Below are 16,622 nucleotides of genomic sequence, written 5' to 3'. Positions count from 1 at the left end.
TGCAAAAAAATCTAATTTGAAAGAAATTCGGTTTTTGGTAGCATAATTTTCGATATTTCACCAAATTTACCCTCTGAAAAGAAACTATTATGGCTAAATCGCTTGTAAATACACATGCCAAATTTGGGACTTTACCTGTTTTTTTCACTGCGCTTTCTACCATTTTAGGAGCTATTTTGTTTCTACGGTTTGGCTGGGCGGTTGGTCAGGTTGGTTTTTTAGGAATCATCGGAATTATCATACTCGGACATGTGGTAACTATTCCCACGGCTTTTGCCGTAGCAGAAATTGCAACAAATCAGCGGGTTCAGGGAGGCGGCGCTTACTATATAATCAGCCGGTCGTTTGGAATGAACATTGGCGGAGCAATCGGGATTGCGCTTTATCTTTCGCAGGCAATCAGCGTTGCATTTTATGTAATTGCTTTTGGCGAAGCGTTTGAACCGCTTATCGACTGGATTGGGAAACAGTACGGTTTTTTTATTCCTGACCGGCGATGGATTTCACTCCCTACAATGGCACTCCTTTCAGTAATAATCCTCACCAAAGGGGCGAACTTTGGAATGAAAGCATTGTACGTTGTAGTTGTCATTTTATTTACTTCAATTCTTTTCTTCTTTCTGGGCGATTCGCCAATAAAACCGCAGGAAGTTAATTTACATGCCCGTGTAGAAAACCACGAAAATTTCTTTTACGTATTTACCATTATTTTCCCTGCATTTACGGGGCTGGCCGCAGGACTTGGCCTGTCGGGCGATTTAAAAGATCCGCAAAAATCCATTCCACGCGGAACGTTATGGGCCACATTTGTTGGCATGATTGTTTACATTGCAATTGCCTGGAAATTTTCAACTTCTGCCAGCCCGGAAGATTTGGTTAGCGACCAACTGATAATGAAACGAATCGCACTGTGGGGGCCGATTGTTCCGGTAGGACTTGCTGCCGCGTCGTTGAGTTCAGCTCTGGGCTCAATAATGGTAGCGCCCCGAACGCTCCAGGCGATCGGATTTGACGATATTTTTCCGCAAAACAATATGAACTCGTGGTTTGCGCGGGGGAAGAAAAAAGATAATGAACCGGTAAATGCGTCTCTTATTACCGTAATAATTGCATTTGCGTTTGTCGCTGTTGGCGATGTCGACTTTGTTGCCCAGATAATTTCTATGTTTTTTATGGTAACCTACGGCGCCATTTGCCTCGTTTCGTTTTTAGAGCATTTTGCCGCCGACCCTGCGTACCGGCCAACCTTCAGATCCAATTGGCAGCTTTCTCTGGTAGGTGCACTATTTTCGTTCTGGCTCATGTTTAAAATGAATGCGCCTTACGCTGCTGTTTCGTTGCTAATTATGGGAATAATCTACTACATCATCATGCTTGGGAACGAAGACAACCAGGGCTTGAACAAGCTTTTCAAAGGTGTAATTTTCCAGATGAGCAGGCAACTGCAAATAATACTTCAACGCGCCGATAGTTCGGACAAGCAAAACAGTTGGCGACCGTTTGGAGTTTGCATTTCGCAGGATACATTCAACCGCCGGTCTGCTTTCGACATTATGCGGTGGATTTCCTTCAAATACGGATTTGGAACTTATATTCATTTTATAAAAGGATACCTGAATGCAAAAACCACGGGAGAGTCTAAAGAAGTACTCAACCGGTTAATACAACTGGCACACGGAAGCAAGAACAAAGTTTACCTCGATACCATTATTTCTCCGTCGTACACCTCGGCAATTGCCCAGGTAGCCCAGCTTTCAGGCATCTCGGGCAAAGGGAACAACCTGATTTTATTTGAATTTTCGAGAACAGATCCGCAAAACCTGAAAGAGATTACCGCCAACTATAAAATTGTTGAGTCAGCCGGATTCGACGTCTGCATACTCAACTCGTCGTACAAAAACTTTGGGTACAACAACGAAATTCATATTTGGATCAGACCGGATGATTACCGAAACGCCAACCTGATGATTTTGTTGGGGTACATTATTTTAGGCCATCCCGACTGGAAAAAAGGAAAAATCAAAATTTTTGCCCTTTACCCGAAACAAACGATGGACGAAAAACGGAAACAGTTACTCGAGCTGATAAAAGCCGGCAGGCTTCCAATCAGTCCGTCTAATGTAACAATGATTTCGTTTGAAGAAGGCCACCGAAAAGAAGTAATTGCCCGTTACTCGGCAGATTCTGACTTAACGCTAATTGGCTTTACTTCGGAAATGCTTGAAAAAACCGACTATTTTACAGATGGTTGGGGAGACCTTGGGAACATTCTGTTTGTGAACGCCAACCGCGTAAAAACAATAAACTGATGCAACACGCCGTTTGTCGGCAAGCAAGGTTTTAATAAATATGTTCTTATTTTTACAAGAAATTAGTTAATCGTAATAATGAAAACAGCCATATTTCCCGGATCGTTCGATCCGTTTACCATAGGACACGAATCGATTGTGCGCCGCGCCCTGCCAATGTTCGATAAAATTATTGTAATGATTGGTTTTAATGCCAACAAAAAATCGTTTTACCCTTTGGAGAAAAGACTAAAATGGATCAATCAGGTTTTTAAAGATGACGACAGGGTTGAAGTAACTGTTTATGAAGGCCTCACCGTTGATTTTTGCAAACAGGTAAATGCCAACTACATTTTACGTGGATTGCGCACGTCTTCCGATTTTGAATACGAACGGGCCATTGCGCAGATGAACAAAAAAATGCATCCGGAAATTGAAACATTCTTCCTGCTAACATTGCCGGAACACACTCCGGTAAATGCCACCATCATTCGCGATATCGTTTTCCACGGCGGCGACGCCAGCATGTTTCTGCCCAAAGGATTAAACATGGACGAATTTAAAATGAAAAACAAAAAATAAGGTTTTAATGCTCAGAGCAATTTTAATTGCGTGTTTCATTTTTGCAGGTTCTGTAATCACTGCGGCCCCAACCATTATTAAAGGAAATCAAAAAGAATACGCCGGGCGGCAGCTCCGGTTTTTCAGATATTCCAATCCGGTTACACAAGAAAAAGTACCGGTTTTTAGTCTGGACGTGCTCGAAAACGGCAGTTTCTCAACCGATGTGCTGGTAGAACAAACCACATTTGTTTTTGCCGACTTTGGTGTTTACCACGGCATGCTGTTTCTGGAACCCGGAAAAACATTCAATCTGTTATTGCCGCCGCTCAGGGAAAAATCATTTGCCGATAGCAAAAATCCCTATTTTCAACCGGTAGAATTTTGGTTTGCTTCAGAATCAGGGGAAACACTAAACGACCACATTTCGGCATTCGACAGTCGGCTGAACCAACTTACTGACGAGCATTTCAATTCGCTCTATTTTAACCGGTCGAAAACTGTTTTTGATTCGATTCAAATCTCTCTGGAAAACCAGTTTGCAGAAATTAAAAACCCTTTGTTTTTATTGCATAAAAAGCTAAAACTAAAGGCAGTTGAAGCTGATGCACTCCGTTTAGAGGCCGACAAAACAGCTCCGGTATTCCAGGGAATAGAAACACAATTCTGGAACTTTCCGGCTTTTATCCAGCTTTTTGATAAAACATTTGGCAGCCAGCTCAGCTTCGAAGCGAGGACACTGGAGGGCAGTTCAATCAGACAGGCGGTTGCATCTGGCAACATCACCTTCCTCAAAAACTTTCTGGAGAAAAAATACAACGTAAAAGGTTCGTTTTCAGAGCTTGCTTTACTGAAAATGCTACACGATGCTTTTTATTCGGGCGATTTTTCACAACAAGATATTTCGAAACTGGCTGGTTCGGCAACGTTCCTCGAAAACAAAAACAGTTTTGTTCGGGAAACGGCAAAAGCGGTTTTCGAAAAACTGGAATTCCTGAAACAAGGAAGCAAGGCTCCGGTCATTTGCCTGAAAAACACAGATGGCAACCGGGTTTGCACAAACGAAATTCCGGAAGGAAAAGGAAAATTTAAATACCTGATTTTTGCTGATACGGAAATGATAATCTGCCGCGAGCACCTGAAATACCTTGCACGCACCGAAGAGCAATTTCAAAAGCACCTCCAAATTATCGTAGTTCTGCGCAAAACCGATCCCATTGAAACGAAAATATTCCTCGACAAAGCCAATGTTCCCGGAATACATCTTGTGGATGAAAAAGGCGAGTTTATTGAAAAGTACCGGGTAAAATCGTTCCCCACCTGTTTTTTACTGAACGAAAATCACGAAATTGTTTTTCAGCAGACAAAGGCTCCGCTGGATGGTTTTGAACAACAGTTTGGCAAATTTCTTCAGCAAGAGCTTTTTGAGCGCCAACGAAATCAATCGCGGTAAAAAAGAATTACCTGTTTCAAATTTTCATAAGTATTGGCCAGCACTTCGTCCAGTTCGTTCCGATGGAACCAGCGCACCTCGGTAATACCTTCTTCCTGCTGCGGAACAAGCTCGCCATCGCCATATTGCATTTCAAACCAAAAAGTTTCTTTTACTACCCATTGCCCTTCTGTTTTTGGATAAGGCGACTGGTAAATATGAAAAGTAGAAGGCAACTGCCGCTCAATTTGATGCCCTGAAATTCCGCACTCCTCGCCTACTTCGCGCAATGCAGTGTCGCGTGGCAATTCTCCTTTTTCAATTTTACCTTTGGGCAGATCCCATTTTCCGTTTCGAAAAATAAAAAGCATCCGGTTTTCGGAAAGTATTACCCCTCCTGCCGCAGGGTACTCCAAAAACGTAGAACGAAAAAGCTTAAAAAAAAGCTCAGGCTGCGGAGTGGCCAGAAATACGTCTTTTAAATCTTCGTTAATAAAAGAAGAAAACCAGTTTTTTATGTTTTCTGCGGTGGCCTTTTCGTCAAATTTTACCACCAGGTTATTTTTTAAACTATTCTCGGGAGCACCAATTCTTATCAATCGGTCATTCAGAAAAACTTTATACATTTGCTTTAATATTCAATATTTGATTAAAATATACATCAGATTATGGAACAAACACAAATCGAAGTTACAAAAAAACTCCTCGAGATTGACACTATAAAAATTCAACCGCTGAGCCCTTTCACCTGGGCATCGGGATGGAAATCACCCATATATTGTGATAATCGCAAAATCTTGTCGTATCCGGAAACCCGGTCGTACATACGCGACAAATTTGTTGAACTCATTCGGCAAAAATATCCGCAGGCCGATGTAATTGCCGGAGTGGCCACGGGTGCAATTGCACATGGTGTTTTGGTTGCCGACAAACTGGGTCTGCCATTTATCTACATCCGGTCGAAACCAAAAGGACACGGCCTGGAAAACATGATTGAAGGCGATCTGAAACCCGGACAAAAAGTAGTGGTTATTGAAGACCTTGTTTCTACAGGCGAAAGCAGTTTAAAAGCAGCCGAAGCTGTTAATAATTTCGGAGGCGAAGTAATAGGTATGCTTTCCATTTTTACCTATAATTTTGATTTAGCAAAAGAAAAATTTGCAAAAGCCAACATTGAGTTGACTCCGCTCAGCCGCTACCAGGTTTTAATTGATACAGCACTGGAAACCGGTGAAATTTCGAAAGACCAGGTTGAAACGTTAATGAAGTGGAGAAAAGACCCCGCCAGTTGGGGGAAATAGAAAAATTATGGCAGTCACCAAATACGTAAGCGAAACTAAAATAGTAGAACACAACCAACAGATTGTTTTCGATTACCTTTCGAATTTCGAGAATCTTTCTGAATACCTGAATTCGGGGCTGATTGAGAAAATTACGAAACAGATTCCTCAGGTAAAAATTACGGACTTTGAATCGGATCGCGACTCCTGTCAATTTAAAATTACCGGCATGGGAGTCGCACAAATCCGCATTGTAAACCGCGAACCTTACAAAACAATTAAGGTTGAAAGTTCGGGGGGACTGCCACTTAGTTTCACTTTCTGGATACAACTGATACCCACAACGGCATTTCAAACTAAAATGCGCTTAACATTGCATGCAGAATTAAGCATGATGATAAAAATGATGGTAGGCAGCAAACTGGAAGAAGGGGTCAACCATTTGGCTGAAACGTTAAAAAATCTGCCGTACAAATAACAGGAGCTAAAAAGCTCCTTCCGGGTCAGAGCACAAACTCAATCTCCTTAAACAGGTGCTCCGAATAATTTTCTGAACGGTCTTTCAGTATCAGCTGTCCGAATTCCCCGATTCCGGCAATACGCGCTTCCAAAAGCTTTCCGTCTTTTGCATACTGCGACCATTCGTTCCTGCGGAACAAATGCTGCAGATATTGAGCGTCTATTTCTGAAACCAATCCTGCCTGCAATTTTTCATACCACCCCATTAAAATGTTCCGAATTTCAACAACTGCCGTTTCCGGATTGTAATCAAGCCCTGTCAGTTCTTTCAACGACACAGGATTTGGCAGTTCCTTTGAAAAAACGGTCTGGTTTAAATTCAAACCGATTCCGGCAACCGCCGAATGGAAAAAATTACCCTGAATAGTCGTCTCAATCAGAATGCCTGCAATTTTCCGCTTTCCCACATAGATATCGTTTGGCCATTTAACCGAAACCCCTGACACCTTTGGATCTAACCAGTTGAATAACGCCAGGCTGACAATTTTCGAAAGGTAGAATTGCTTGCACGGAGGGAGAAATTTCGGGAACAAAATAATACTCGACAACATGTTCATTCCCCGGTCGCTTTCCCAGTAATTACCCCGCTGGCCTCTGCCCCGCGTTTGGTATTGTGACAAAACGACAGCACCCTCTACTGCCTTACCCGCCGTAATAAGGCTGTTGGCATAGTTGTTGGTTGAATCGGTTTCGCTTAATACCACAAAATTTTGGTTTTCTGCCTGCATTTTTTCTGAATTTGAAACTTTGTACCAATTTTTTGGTTTATAAAAACACAAAGTTGACGATTTTTTTATCGCATTCAGCAAAAACAAAAGGCTAATTGGGAAATAAAAAAAAGAAGTAAGGCAAAAAATATATCTTTGTAGGGTTAAAAATTATTTATGGACAAACACGAAGAAATTACAAAAAACCTGAAAGACGCGATTCTTGAAGGAATAGATAAAACAAAAGGAAAAGACATAACAATAATTGACTTAAATACAATTCATTACACAGAGTGCGGTTATTTTATTATTTGCCACGGAACATCCACTACACAGGTGAGTGCCATTGCACAATCGGTAGAGGAAACAGTTGCAGAAGAAACAGGTGAAAAATCTTGGCATGCAGAAGGTTACAAAAACTCCACATGGATCTTACTTGATTACGGAGAAATTGTAGTACATGTTTTTCATGAGCAAACACGAAATTTTTACAACCTCGAGGGGCTTTGGGCAGATGCAAAAATAATTAAAGCAGATTCGGAAAATTAGTAACAATTATGGCAGAAATCGACAAAAATAGAAAAGAGACACCGCCTCCGCCGAATAATCCATTCATGGGAGCAAGTAAAAAAACTGACAAGAAAAATCCCAAAGGTCCAAAATTCAACGCTTATTGGGTGTACGGACTAATTGCTCTTGTCTTTATTGGCGTTCAGTATTTCATCAGTTCGACCAGTGGCCCCGTTGAAACCAACTGGAGCGAAGTTAAATCTACCATGTTGGCTAACAATGACATTGAACGCATTGTGGTAGTTAACGAAAAAAATGCCAACATATACCTGAAAAAGAACAGCCTTGAAAAATACAAGCAACAGTTCGAAGAACATTTCGCCAAGCCGTCTGACGCAGGCCCGCATTTCACCTTTACAATTGGTTCGGTTGAAACATTTGAACGCAACCTGAGAGAAGCACAGGAAGGTTCGTCCGAAGAAATTCTGCCGGAATATAAAGAAGAGAGAAACTGGGCTGGCGAGCTTATCTGGACAATTGGCCCTTTTGTACTCATTATTTTACTGTGGCTCTGGATTTTCAGAAGGATGAGCCGTGGCGCAGGTGGCGGTGCAGGAGGAATATTTAATGTTGGAAAATCACAAGCCAAAGTATTCGATAAAGACCAAAAGGTAACCACTACTTTTAAAGATGTAGCCGGTCTGGCAGAAGCGAAACAGGAAGTAGAAGAAATTGTAGAATTTCTTAAACAGCCGGCAAAATTCACCAAACTCGGTGGAAAAATCCCAAAAGGAGCGCTACTTGTTGGCCCTCCCGGAACCGGAAAAACCCTGCTCGCACGAGCTGTTGCAGGGGAAGCCAGTGTGCCGTTCTTCTCCATGTCGGGTTCCGACTTTGTTGAAATGTTTGTGGGAGTAGGCGCCTCGCGGGTTCGCGATTTGTTTAAACAAGCCAAGGAAAAAGCGCCTTGTATTATTTTTATTGACGAAATTGATGCAATTGGCCGCGCCCGAGGAAAAAACCCCAACTTCGGTTCAAACGATGAGCGTGAAAATACACTCAACCAATTGCTTACCGAAATGGACGGATTTGACACTAATAGTGGAGTTATCATTCTGGCTGCTACAAACCGTGCCGACATACTCGACCGTGCGTTAATGCGTGCCGGACGATTCGACAGGCAAATTCATGTTGAACTTCCTGACCTGAAGGAACGTGGTGAAATTTTCAAAGTACACCTTCGCCCACTGAAGTTGGGAGAAGATGTAAAAGTTGAATTCCTTTCGAAACAAACCCCTGGATTTTCAGGTGCCGACATTGCCAATGTTTGTAACGAAGCTGCTCTTATCGCAGCCCGCAGAAATCGCGATGCCGTAACCAAACAGGACTTTCTGGATGCAGTTGACCGGATTATCGGCGGACTGGAAAAAAAGAATAAAATCATTTCAAAGGAAGAGAAAAAGACCATTGCATATCACGAAGCAGGACACGCCACCATTAGCTGGCTGCTGGAGTATGCGCATCCGTTGGTGAAAGTAACAATCGTACCCCGGGGAAAAGCACTGGGTGCTGCGTGGTACCTGCCGGAAGAGCGTTCCATTACTACAAAAGAGCAACTGCTCGACGAAATGTGTTCTGCTCTTGGAGGCCGTGCAGCAGAAGAGCTAATCTTTAAAAGAGTTTCTTCGGGCGCGCAAAACGATTTGGAAAAAGTTACCAAACAGGCTTATGCCATGGTAAGTTATTTCGGAATGAGCGAAAAGGTAGGTAATGTTAGTTACTACGATTCATCTGGCCAGTCGGATTACTCTTTTACAAAACCTTACAGCGAAAAAACAGCTGAATTAATTGACGAAGAGGTTAAAAAGATAATTGACAGCCAGTACCAGCGTGCGAAAAAGGTATTGACAGAAAATGCCGAAGGCCACAAAAAACTGGCTGAAAAACTGTTAGAAAGAGAAGTGATTTTCAGCGAAGACCTGGAGCTCATTTTTGGGAAACGCCACTGGGAGCAGAAACTGATCGAAAATGAAAACGATCAGGAAAAACCTGTACAAAAAGAAGAACAAGCAGCAGAGCCTGTTAATAACACAACAGAGAATAAAGAAAACCAAGCTATTTCAGTGTAATTTCAAAAATATACATCTATGGAAAAAGGTTGGAAAGAAGTATTTCTTACTGCGCATGAATACAAGGCCACTATGGCCAAAGATATTCTTGAAAATGCGGGATTAAAAACAGTTGTAATGAACCAGCACGACAGTGCGTACCAAATGTTCGGCGATTTTGTTATTTATGTGGAAGAACATGACGAACAAAAAGCGCTGGATTTATTAAAAGAACTGAAGCATTGAAAGAGATAGAAAAACGATCGTTAACGGGGGTTGTATACATTTTTTTAATGCTGGCCGGGGCGGCAATTCATCCGTTGATTTTTGTGGTGGTGTTTGGCGCATTTTTGTACCTTACCCAGTTTGAATTTTATAAGCTGGTAGAAACAGCAGGTAATTCACCCAGAAAAACAACAGGACTCACGCTGGGGCTGCTCCTGTTCCTCATTAGCTTCGGAATGGTAAATAACATCATTCCTACCAGATTTTACCTGATTTTCATTCTGGCATTAATGGTTATTTTCCTGTTTGAGGCATTTAGTAAACGCAGAGGAATACTTCAGAACAGTGCGGTAACACTCACCGGTTTTGTTTACGTGGCAATTCCCTTTAGCCTGTTAAATTTCATGGTTTACCCGGGGTATCCTTACTCGCCGGAATTTAATGCCAAAATATTAATCGGAGTATTTTTTATTGTATGGATGTACGATTCGATGGCTTACCTGTTTGGCTCAAAATTCGGGAAACATAAGATTCATAAAACAATTTCGCCCAATAAATCCTGGGAAGGTCTTATCGGCGGGGCAGTTTTTGCTTTGGCAATGGGAGTTGTCAACGCGCTGATTTTTGGCCAGCTTTCTATGCTCAACTGGATTTTGGTTGCGCTGCTTTCAGTCATTTCCGGCACTTTAGGCGATCTTTTTGAATCCATTATTAAACGACGACTGAAAGTAAAGGACTCGGGAACAATTCTGCCCGGACACGGAGGACTGCTCGATCGATTCGATAGTTTGCTTTTTGTGATACCAGTTGTTTATGTTTGGTTAAATTTGTCGGGAAATTTATTATAGTTAGTTATGCAGATTCACAACGAAGGAAAAAAAATAATTCCGGTGGCCTTTTTCGTTTTGGCCGTTATAGACGCAATCATCTATTTCACATTGCGCGACTACCTCATATTTTACGTTTTAATGGCCGCATCACTGTCGCTTGCAGTGCTGGTTGTCTTCTTTTTCAGAGTACCGCAACGCGAAATTGTGCGGAACAAAAAACATGTACTGGCTGCCGCCGATGGCGAAATTGTTGAAATAATAAAAGTATACGAAAAAGAATATTTCAAGGACGAGCGGTTGCAGGTAAGTATTTTTATGTCAGTTTTTAACGTGCATCAAAACCGCGCGCCAATTGGCGGAGAGGTGGTTTATCAGCACCATAAACGGGGTGCATATTATCCGGCCTTCGTAAAAAAATCATCAGAATTAAACGAACGTTGCTCTACTGTTTTTAAAATGGATGATGGCACCGAAGTTCTCTCGCGCCAAATTGCAGGAACAGTTGCCCAACGCATTGTCACTTACAAAAAACCGGGGCACAAAATCGAACAGGGCGATGAATACGGTTTTATCCGTTTTGGTTCGCGGGTTGATTTATTTCTGCCTCTGGATTCCGAAGTGCAGGTTAAACTTCATCAAAAAACGGTTGGAGGACAAACAGTTGTTGCGTTGTTAAACCACTCCAAATGAATCGGATTGTCAAACAAATACCCAACTTTATAACTTCTCTAAACTTGGCATCAGGGTCAATGGCCGTTATTTTTGCACTCGACGGGCATTTGGTATGGGCCGGGATATTTATATGCTTGGCCGCGGTATTCGACTTTTTAGACGGGTTCTCTGCCCGGCTGTTAAAAGCTTATTCCGAAATCGGAAAACAACTTGACTCGTTGTCAGACCTGATCTCTTTCGGGTTGGCTCCGGCAGCAATTCTTTTCACATTGCTGGAGTTTTCGATGTTTGAAAAAAATCAACCCATTTACCAGATTACAGCAAGCTGGGATCAATGGTTAATCCTCTTTTCTGCATTAATAATGCCTGTTTTGGGCGCTGTTCGGTTGGCAAGGTTTAATGTGAGCCAGGCCGATGAACCATTTTTCAGAGGGCTGCCAATTCCGGCCAATGGCATTTTCTGGGCATCGGTTGGGTTAATGCTTGAAGTTCCTCGTTACCAGGAACTCTTCCAGGCAATTTTTTCTACCCGAACATTGTGCGTTTTGGGGCTCTTTTTTTCAGGAATGATGGTAATTACAATGCCGATGTTTTCGTTAAAAGCAAAAAACCTGAATATTAAAGAAAACTGGTACCGCTATGTTTTTCTTTTTATCACCCTTATTTTGCTTGTTACGCTAAATGTTTACGGACTGGCAATTTCGATCTTAACTTATATTCTTCTGAATATTGGTTTTTACCTGGCCGGAATCAAGTACTAATTTACGTGGTACCCCGGGCCGTTTAATTCCTGCATTCTAAAAATTCTGTACTGTTCTTTGTCCAGCGGATAATCCCAGCATCCCATCCGGTGAATCATTTCACCGCCAAAACCACTTTTGAACCTATACAGCCCGTGCATAGGATGAGATGAGTTAGGGTTGGGGGCTGCACCAAACATGTCGTATTCGTCACAACCGGCCTGTTTTGCCAGCTGAATGCCCTTCCACTGAACCGCGTAGGTAGCCATCAGATTTCGCTTATTTCCAGACGAAGCTCCATACATATATGTTCCCCTCTTTTGTGAAAGCACCAGAAACATGGCAGCAAGGTACTCCCCGTCGTAATCAGCAACCAGCAATCGGGTATCTACGTCTCCGCTGTTCTGCATTTCAAGAAAAGTGCGAAAATTTTCTTTTTTATGAAGCGTAAAACTATTCCGGGCAGAAGTCTCTTTGTAGAGATCATACCACGTATCAATCATACCTAACCCGTAACTTTCCACGCGCACTCCCTTTTTTAATGACAGCCTGATATTGTAGCGGGTTTTCGGTTTCATTTTCTTCAGCAATGCGTCCTCTCCTTGAGCGAGGTCTAAAAAGATGGTGTTGGAGGGCAGATTATCGCTGGGACTTTTCATGAGATTCCAGTTGTGAGTATTAAAATTCACGCGGAACTCCTGGTTCTGGTGAGAAGGGGGCCCCATCCAGTTCCCCTGATTATCGAAAAAATCTTCTTCGCGCGCCCATTGGTTCTCCCAGGGCAAATCGTACCGGATTAAAATACAATTTTTGGGAAGGCACGAACGCAGAACTTCAGAAAGCTCTTCCATAAAAACACCCTGGTTTTCGCCCACCGGCTCCTCTTCCGGTCCGTATGGTATATAGGCAATACAATGCTCTCTGTCGACATAACGAAGAAGCACAAGCAAATCATCCTGAATCGTTTTACGGCCTGTTGAAGCCGGAAATAGCAAATCGTCTGAAATATGATATTCAAAGGCAACAGGGTCAAATCCCTGCCTGTTTTTAATTTTTCCCCAAAACGAAGACTGTTGCACAATATTGGTTGTTACAATATCATGCAAGTCTTTTCCTTCTATTTTACAATGCATTTTTCGGTTTTTAACCGGCAAAGGTACAAAGTTTACTGAGGTTGTAAAATTTTAATAATCAACAAAAAAGCCTTTTCAGGATTGCATTGAAAAAGCAAATTTATAAGCATATGACAAAAAAGGGACAACAGCCTGAGATTGACACTGGTTAAAAGCTGTAAAAAGAAAAAACCCCTGAAAAGAGGAAGATAATTTTTTCCCGAGGGAAAGATTAATAATACGCCATGACAAATTGTTTCTTCCATTTTCAGAGGCAATAACTAAAACACGTTATGCCCGAAAATGTTTTAAATTTCATTAACAAAAATCAATAGGCGCGTTCATTCTTGCCTTCGACGTAATTAATAAAAGAAGAATTTACAACTCTGTTTCCTCCTGGTGTCGGGTAATTTCCGGTAAAATACCAGTCTCCGGTGTCGTTCGGACAGGCTTTGTGCAAATTCTCAACAGACTGGTAAACAATTTCCACTTCTGCCTCGCAATCGTCGGGTTTTAAAATTTCCGCAATCTTTTCAGAAATCTGCTCCAGCGTAAATAATCTGTAAATATCGCGAACATAGTTCACCATTTCCTCTTTGGGAAGATTCTCCTGCTCTTTACACTTCTTATAAATCTCATCAATGACTCCTTCTTTTCCGTGATCTTTCAGCAGTTCGATAACGGCATTGAAAGCAATAAATTTATCGAGGCGGGCCATGTCTATCCCGTAGCAATCGGGATACCGAATTTGCGGAGCTGATGAAACAACCACTATCTTTTTGGGATGCAACCTGTCCAGAATTTTCAGAATACTATTTTTTAATGTGGTTCCGCGCACAATCGAGTCGTCAATAATGACCAAAGTATCCGTTCCGTTTTTTATTACGCCGTAAGTAACGTCATAAACGTGTGCAACCAGATCATCGCGACTGGCATCGTCGGCAATAAACGTTCGCAGTTTGACATCTTTTATGGCAATTTTTTCCACCCGCGGCTCCAACGAAATTATCTGTTTAATGTCATCGTCAGTCATGCTGCCGTTACCTTCTTTCAGACGTTCAATCTTCCAATCGGTAAGGTACTCGCGGATTCCTTCAATCATTCCGTAAAATGCGGTTTCCGACGTATTAGGGATATACGAAAAAACAGAATTTTTGAAATCGTAATCAATCGATTTTAAAATTGCCGGACTCAGCAAGCGTCCCAGCTCTTTTCGTTCCTTGTAAATACTCCGGTCGCTGCCACGCGAAAAATAAATACGTTCGAAGGAACAGGAGCTCCTTTTATGTGGCACCCGAATCATTTGCCGGCTTACATTTCCTTTCTTTTTGACAATAAGCGCTTCTCCCGGTTCAATTTCGTGAACCTGGTCCCAGCCAACGTTCATCACAGTCTGAATTACCGGTCGCTCGGAAGCCACCACCACAATCTCGTCGTCGTAATAATAATGCGCGGGCCGGATTCCCCAGGGGTCGCGCACCACAAAAGCATCGCCGTGCCCCAGCAAACCTGCCATAGCATAACCGCCGTCCCAATCTTTGGTGGCTCTTTCCAGAATATTCTGAATATCCAGATTTTCCTCAATCAGTGGAGAAATTTCACTGTTTTTGTAGCCTTCATTTTTATACTTACGGAAAAGCAATTGGTTTTCTTCATCGAGAAAATGACCTACTTTTTCGAGAGCAGTTACCGTGTCGGTATATGCTTTCGGATGTTGCCCCAATTCTATCAACACCTCAAAAAGTTCGTCGGTATTGGTAAGATTAAAGTTTCCGGCAAGCACCAGGTTTCTCGATTTCCAATTGTTTTGCCTCATTACGGGGTGCACAAAATCGATGCTGTTTTTACCGAAAGTACCGTAGCGGAGATGTCCCAGGTAGAGCTCGCCTGCAAATGGGTAGTGTTGATACGCCCAGTCGCAGTTTTCAACATCAATACCTTTGCGCATTCCCTTTTTCAGCGGCTTGTTTACTTTATCAAACACATCGAGAATAGGATTCTGTGCAATTGACCTGTACCTGTTAATATATGTACTGCCCGGAGAAAGATGATCTTTTACACAAACCATTCCGGCGCCATCCTGGCCACGGTTGTGCTGCTTCTCCATAAGCAGATATAACTTGTTCAGGCCGTATCTCCACGTGCCGTATTTTTCTTTATAATACGATAAGGGCTTAAGTAAGCGAATTAATGCAATGCCACATTCGTGCTTAATCTGGTCGCTCATAATTTTCTGATTTCAACAAAGGAAAATCAATAATATCCGGGACAATAAAAGCACCGGGATAATCTATCTGAATTTGTTTAAGTAGCTTTAACGCTTCGTTCTTTGTCCGGAAATCACCAACCCTCACCCTAAAATTGGGCGCGGTGTACTTTACATGTACGTTGTAATCCGGATATTTCGATAAAAATTCTTTTTTTGTTTTTAACGACTGCTCTTTGGCGCTTAATGCCGAGCTGAAGAATATTTCAACCCGATAACCTTTTATTCCGTCGCGTTTTCGGTTGTTCTCCACATGCAACTTCACAATTCTTTCGAGCCTCGAGTCCTGATTTATATTTAAATCATCGATAAACTGAAGGGAAACGGAATCTGCGGGTAAAGAATCTACCGCATTAATTTCGGGCGCGGCGGGAAAAGTGACCTGCGCGGCCAACAACTGACTAAAAAGTAATCCCAGTATAATTAAAAACGGTAGCCTCATCTATCTCACAAATTGAAGATGCAAATATAATTCAAAAAACCTTTTAAATGTAACGGTACCGACTTCACTCTATTGTAAAGCAAAAAAAACAGGCACCATTTAAGTTTCAGGCAACAATCAGTTGTCTTCTTCCAGGGCAGTTTCCAGTTCCGGAGTAATTTCAAGCGCATGGTACACATTCTGCACATCATCATCTTCTTCGAGACGCTCTACCAACCGGAGTACTTTTTTTGCCTCTTCAACATCCAAGGCGTTTGTTGTATTCGGAATTCGTTGCAGTTCCTGGCTCTCGGCTTCAATACCAAGCTCTTCCAGCTTTTTCGAAATGCTTCCGAAATCTTCCATGGCCGAGGTAACTTCAATAAAGCCATCGCTTTCCTCCATCTCTTCGGCACCCGCCTCAATCATTTCAAGCTCAAACTCTTCGGCGTGCGTCTTTGCACTTACCGGAATCACAAAAACTCCTTTGGAATCGAAAAGGAAAGCCACTGAACCGTTGGTTCCAAGGTGTCCGTTGTGTTTTGTGAAATACGAACGCACATTTCCCACCGTGCGGTTGTTGTTGTCAGACAGGCATTCTACAAATATGGCAATCCCTCCCGGACCATAACCTTCGAAAGTCATCTCCTCAAAATTGGAAGTGTCTTTCTCTGCTTTATTAATAGCACGTTCAATCACATCTTTGGACATGTTTTGTCCTTTGGCATTCTGCACCGCCAGCCGCAGCCGCGAATTGGCATCAATATCGCTGCCTCCCATTTTCGCTGCAACGGTAATCTCTTTTGATAATTTTGAAAATATTTTGGAACGCTTTGCGTCGAGCGCTCCCTTTTTTCTCTTAATAGTTGACCACTTACTATGACCTGACATTATTTTGAAATTTTTAAGTTTCCGTTAAAAATAGAAAAAGTAAAAGAAACAGAAAAAAAG

General features: G+C 42.2%; 17 protein-coding genes. 11 read left to right on the top strand and 6 right to left on the bottom strand.

From position 1 onward, the window contains the following. The first annotated feature begins 89 nt into the window (after nucleotides 1–89). The 3 genes from BUB08_RS15860 to BUB08_RS15850 all read left to right on the top strand — a co-directional run bounded on the left by BUB08_RS15860 (nucleotide 90) and on the right by BUB08_RS15850 (nucleotide 4,302). Nucleotides 90–2,309, top strand: a complete 2,220-nt coding sequence (locus BUB08_RS15860; protein ID WP_073002890.1) for an APC family permease — start codon at nucleotides 90–92, stop codon at nucleotides 2,307–2,309. Nucleotides 2,310–2,387: 78 nt separating this feature from the next. Then, nucleotides 2,388–2,870 (top strand): pantetheine-phosphate adenylyltransferase, encoded by a 483-nt coding sequence (gene coaD, locus BUB08_RS15855; RefSeq protein WP_245820212.1) that lies wholly within the window; start codon nucleotides 2,388–2,390, stop codon nucleotides 2,868–2,870. A 7-nt stretch (nucleotides 2,871–2,877) separates the two neighbouring features. Next, nucleotides 2,878–4,302 carry a TlpA family protein disulfide reductase gene (locus BUB08_RS15850; protein WP_073002888.1) on the top strand — a complete coding sequence of 475 codons (1,425 nt, stop codon included), beginning with the start codon at nucleotides 2,878–2,880 and terminating at the stop codon, nucleotides 4,300–4,302. Here BUB08_RS15850 and BUB08_RS15845 read toward each other — a convergent pair. Further along, nucleotides 4,290–4,907, bottom strand: coding sequence for an NUDIX hydrolase (locus BUB08_RS15845; protein WP_073002887.1), 618 nt, complete (start codon nucleotides 4,905–4,907; stop codon nucleotides 4,290–4,292). The genes BUB08_RS15850 and BUB08_RS15845 overlap by 13 nt on opposite strands. Nucleotides 4,908–4,949: 42 nt before the next feature. On the opposite strand from BUB08_RS15845, the gene pyrE reads away from it, so the two are divergent. Both pyrE and BUB08_RS15835 read left to right on the top strand, forming a co-directional pair. Then, nucleotides 4,950–5,582, top strand: a complete 633-nt coding sequence (gene pyrE, locus BUB08_RS15840) for an orotate phosphoribosyltransferase (RefSeq protein ID WP_073002886.1) — start codon at nucleotides 4,950–4,952, stop codon at nucleotides 5,580–5,582. A gap of 7 nt (nucleotides 5,583–5,589) precedes the next feature. Beyond that, on the top strand, nucleotides 5,590–6,039 hold the full coding sequence (locus BUB08_RS15835) for an SRPBCC family protein (RefSeq protein ID WP_073002885.1): 450 nt from the start codon (nucleotides 5,590–5,592) through the stop codon (nucleotides 6,037–6,039). Nucleotides 6,040–6,064: 25 nt separating this feature from the next. Here BUB08_RS15835 and BUB08_RS15830 read toward each other — a convergent pair whose 3' ends face one another. Further along, nucleotides 6,065–6,808 (bottom strand): biotin--[acetyl-CoA-carboxylase] ligase, encoded by a 744-nt coding sequence (locus tag BUB08_RS15830; RefSeq protein WP_073002972.1) that lies wholly within the window; start codon nucleotides 6,806–6,808, stop codon nucleotides 6,065–6,067. A gap of 156 nt (nucleotides 6,809–6,964) precedes the next feature. Here BUB08_RS15830 and rsfS point away from each other — a divergent pair, with 156 nt between their 5' ends. The 6 genes from rsfS to BUB08_RS15800 are packed head-to-tail and all read left to right on the top strand — an operon-like array spanning nucleotide 6,965 to nucleotide 11,893. Continuing rightward, on the top strand, nucleotides 6,965–7,336 hold the full coding sequence (gene rsfS / locus BUB08_RS15825) for a ribosome silencing factor (RefSeq protein ID WP_073002884.1): 372 nt from the start codon (nucleotides 6,965–6,967) through the stop codon (nucleotides 7,334–7,336). Between the two features lie 8 nt (nucleotides 7,337–7,344). Then, the gene (gene ftsH / locus BUB08_RS15820; protein WP_083570811.1) at nucleotides 7,345–9,426 is read left to right on the top strand and encodes an ATP-dependent zinc metalloprotease FtsH; all 2,082 of its coding nucleotides are present in this window, start codon (nucleotides 7,345–7,347) and stop codon (nucleotides 9,424–9,426) included. A gap of 18 nt (nucleotides 9,427–9,444) precedes the next feature. Further along, on the top strand, nucleotides 9,445–9,651 hold the full coding sequence (locus BUB08_RS15815) for a putative signal transducing protein (protein WP_073002883.1): 207 nt from the start codon (nucleotides 9,445–9,447) through the stop codon (nucleotides 9,649–9,651). Further along, a complete protein-coding gene (locus tag BUB08_RS15810) occupies nucleotides 9,648–10,478 on the top strand; it encodes a phosphatidate cytidylyltransferase (RefSeq protein ID WP_083570810.1) in 831 nt (276 codons plus the stop codon). Before BUB08_RS15815 ends, BUB08_RS15810 begins: the two co-directional genes overlap by 4 nt. A 6-nt stretch (nucleotides 10,479–10,484) precedes the next feature. After that, nucleotides 10,485–11,150, top strand: coding sequence for a phosphatidylserine decarboxylase family protein (locus BUB08_RS15805; protein ID WP_073002882.1), 666 nt, complete (start codon nucleotides 10,485–10,487; stop codon nucleotides 11,148–11,150). After that, nucleotides 11,147–11,893, top strand: coding sequence for a CDP-alcohol phosphatidyltransferase family protein (locus tag BUB08_RS15800; protein ID WP_073002881.1), 747 nt, complete (start codon nucleotides 11,147–11,149; stop codon nucleotides 11,891–11,893). Before BUB08_RS15805 ends, BUB08_RS15800 begins: the two co-directional genes overlap by 4 nt. On the opposite strand, the gene BUB08_RS15795 is transcribed toward BUB08_RS15800, so the two are convergent. The 4 genes from BUB08_RS15795 to BUB08_RS15775 all read right to left on the bottom strand — a co-directional run bounded on the left by BUB08_RS15795 (nucleotide 11,890) and on the right by BUB08_RS15775 (nucleotide 16,562). Beyond that, nucleotides 11,890–13,005: a lipid II:glycine glycyltransferase FemX gene (locus BUB08_RS15795; protein ID WP_073002969.1), complete on the bottom strand. Its 1,116-nt coding sequence runs from the start codon at nucleotides 13,003–13,005 to the stop codon at nucleotides 11,890–11,892. The genes BUB08_RS15800 and BUB08_RS15795 overlap by 4 nt on opposite strands. Nucleotides 13,006–13,312: 307 nt before the next feature. After that, the gene (locus BUB08_RS15785) at nucleotides 13,313–15,211 is read right to left on the bottom strand and encodes an amidophosphoribosyltransferase (RefSeq protein ID WP_073002879.1); all 1,899 of its coding nucleotides are present in this window, start codon (nucleotides 15,209–15,211) and stop codon (nucleotides 13,313–13,315) included. Then, nucleotides 15,195–15,692: an SPOR domain-containing protein gene (locus tag BUB08_RS15780; protein ID WP_073002878.1), complete on the bottom strand. Its 498-nt coding sequence runs from the start codon at nucleotides 15,690–15,692 to the stop codon at nucleotides 15,195–15,197. Before BUB08_RS15780 ends, BUB08_RS15785 begins: the two co-directional genes overlap by 17 nt. Nucleotides 15,693–15,809: 117 nt before the next feature. Continuing rightward, a complete protein-coding gene (locus tag BUB08_RS15775) occupies nucleotides 15,810–16,562 on the bottom strand; it encodes a YebC/PmpR family DNA-binding transcriptional regulator (RefSeq protein ID WP_073002877.1) in 753 nt (250 codons plus the stop codon). Between the last annotated feature and the right edge of the window lie 60 nt (nucleotides 16,563–16,622).

Origin of the sequence: Mariniphaga anaerophila, assembly GCF_900129025.1 — a bacterium.
GTDB lineage: Bacteria > Bacteroidota > Bacteroidia > Bacteroidales > Prolixibacteraceae > Mariniphaga > Mariniphaga anaerophila.
Note: the sequence above shows the minus strand (reverse complement) of the source record. Positions and strands in the feature narration are given on the sequence as shown.

Excerpts from the sequence above, each read along its gene's own strand:
- BUB08_RS15830 (WP_073002972.1), bottom strand. The coding sequence starts at position 6,808 with ATGCAGGCAGAAAACCAAAATTTTGTGGTATTAAGCGAAACCGATTCA.
- BUB08_RS15835 (WP_073002885.1), top strand. The coding sequence starts at position 5,590 with ATGGCAGTCACCAAATACGTAAGCGAAACTAAAATAGTAGAACACAAC.
- BUB08_RS15795 (WP_073002969.1), bottom strand. The coding sequence starts at position 13,005 with ATGCATTGTAAAATAGAAGGAAAAGACTTGCATGATATTGTAACAACC.
- BUB08_RS15805 (WP_073002882.1), top strand. The coding sequence starts at position 10,485 with ATGCAGATTCACAACGAAGGAAAAAAAATAATTCCGGTGGCCTTTTTC.
- BUB08_RS15860 (WP_073002890.1), top strand. The coding sequence starts at position 90 with ATGGCTAAATCGCTTGTAAATACACATGCCAAATTTGGGACTTTACCT.
- rsfS (WP_073002884.1), top strand. The coding sequence starts at position 6,965 with ATGGACAAACACGAAGAAATTACAAAAAACCTGAAAGACGCGATTCTT.
- pyrE (WP_073002886.1), top strand. The coding sequence starts at position 4,950 with ATGGAACAAACACAAATCGAAGTTACAAAAAAACTCCTCGAGATTGAC.
- ftsH (WP_083570811.1), top strand. The coding sequence starts at position 7,345 with ATGGCAGAAATCGACAAAAATAGAAAAGAGACACCGCCTCCGCCGAAT.
- BUB08_RS15775 (WP_073002877.1), bottom strand. The coding sequence starts at position 16,562 with ATGTCAGGTCATAGTAAGTGGTCAACTATTAAGAGAAAAAAGGGAGCG.
- BUB08_RS15815 (WP_073002883.1), top strand. The coding sequence starts at position 9,445 with ATGGAAAAAGGTTGGAAAGAAGTATTTCTTACTGCGCATGAATACAAG.
- BUB08_RS15800 (WP_073002881.1), top strand. The coding sequence starts at position 11,147 with ATGAATCGGATTGTCAAACAAATACCCAACTTTATAACTTCTCTAAAC.
- BUB08_RS15845 (WP_073002887.1), bottom strand. The coding sequence starts at position 4,907 with ATGTATAAAGTTTTTCTGAATGACCGATTGATAAGAATTGGTGCTCCC.
- BUB08_RS15850 (WP_073002888.1), top strand. The coding sequence starts at position 2,878 with ATGCTCAGAGCAATTTTAATTGCGTGTTTCATTTTTGCAGGTTCTGTA.
- BUB08_RS15785 (WP_073002879.1), bottom strand. The coding sequence starts at position 15,211 with ATGAGCGACCAGATTAAGCACGAATGTGGCATTGCATTAATTCGCTTA.
- coaD (WP_245820212.1), top strand. The coding sequence starts at position 2,388 with ATGAAAACAGCCATATTTCCCGGATCGTTCGATCCGTTTACCATAGGA.
- BUB08_RS15780 (WP_073002878.1), bottom strand. The coding sequence starts at position 15,692 with ATGAGGCTACCGTTTTTAATTATACTGGGATTACTTTTTAGTCAGTTG.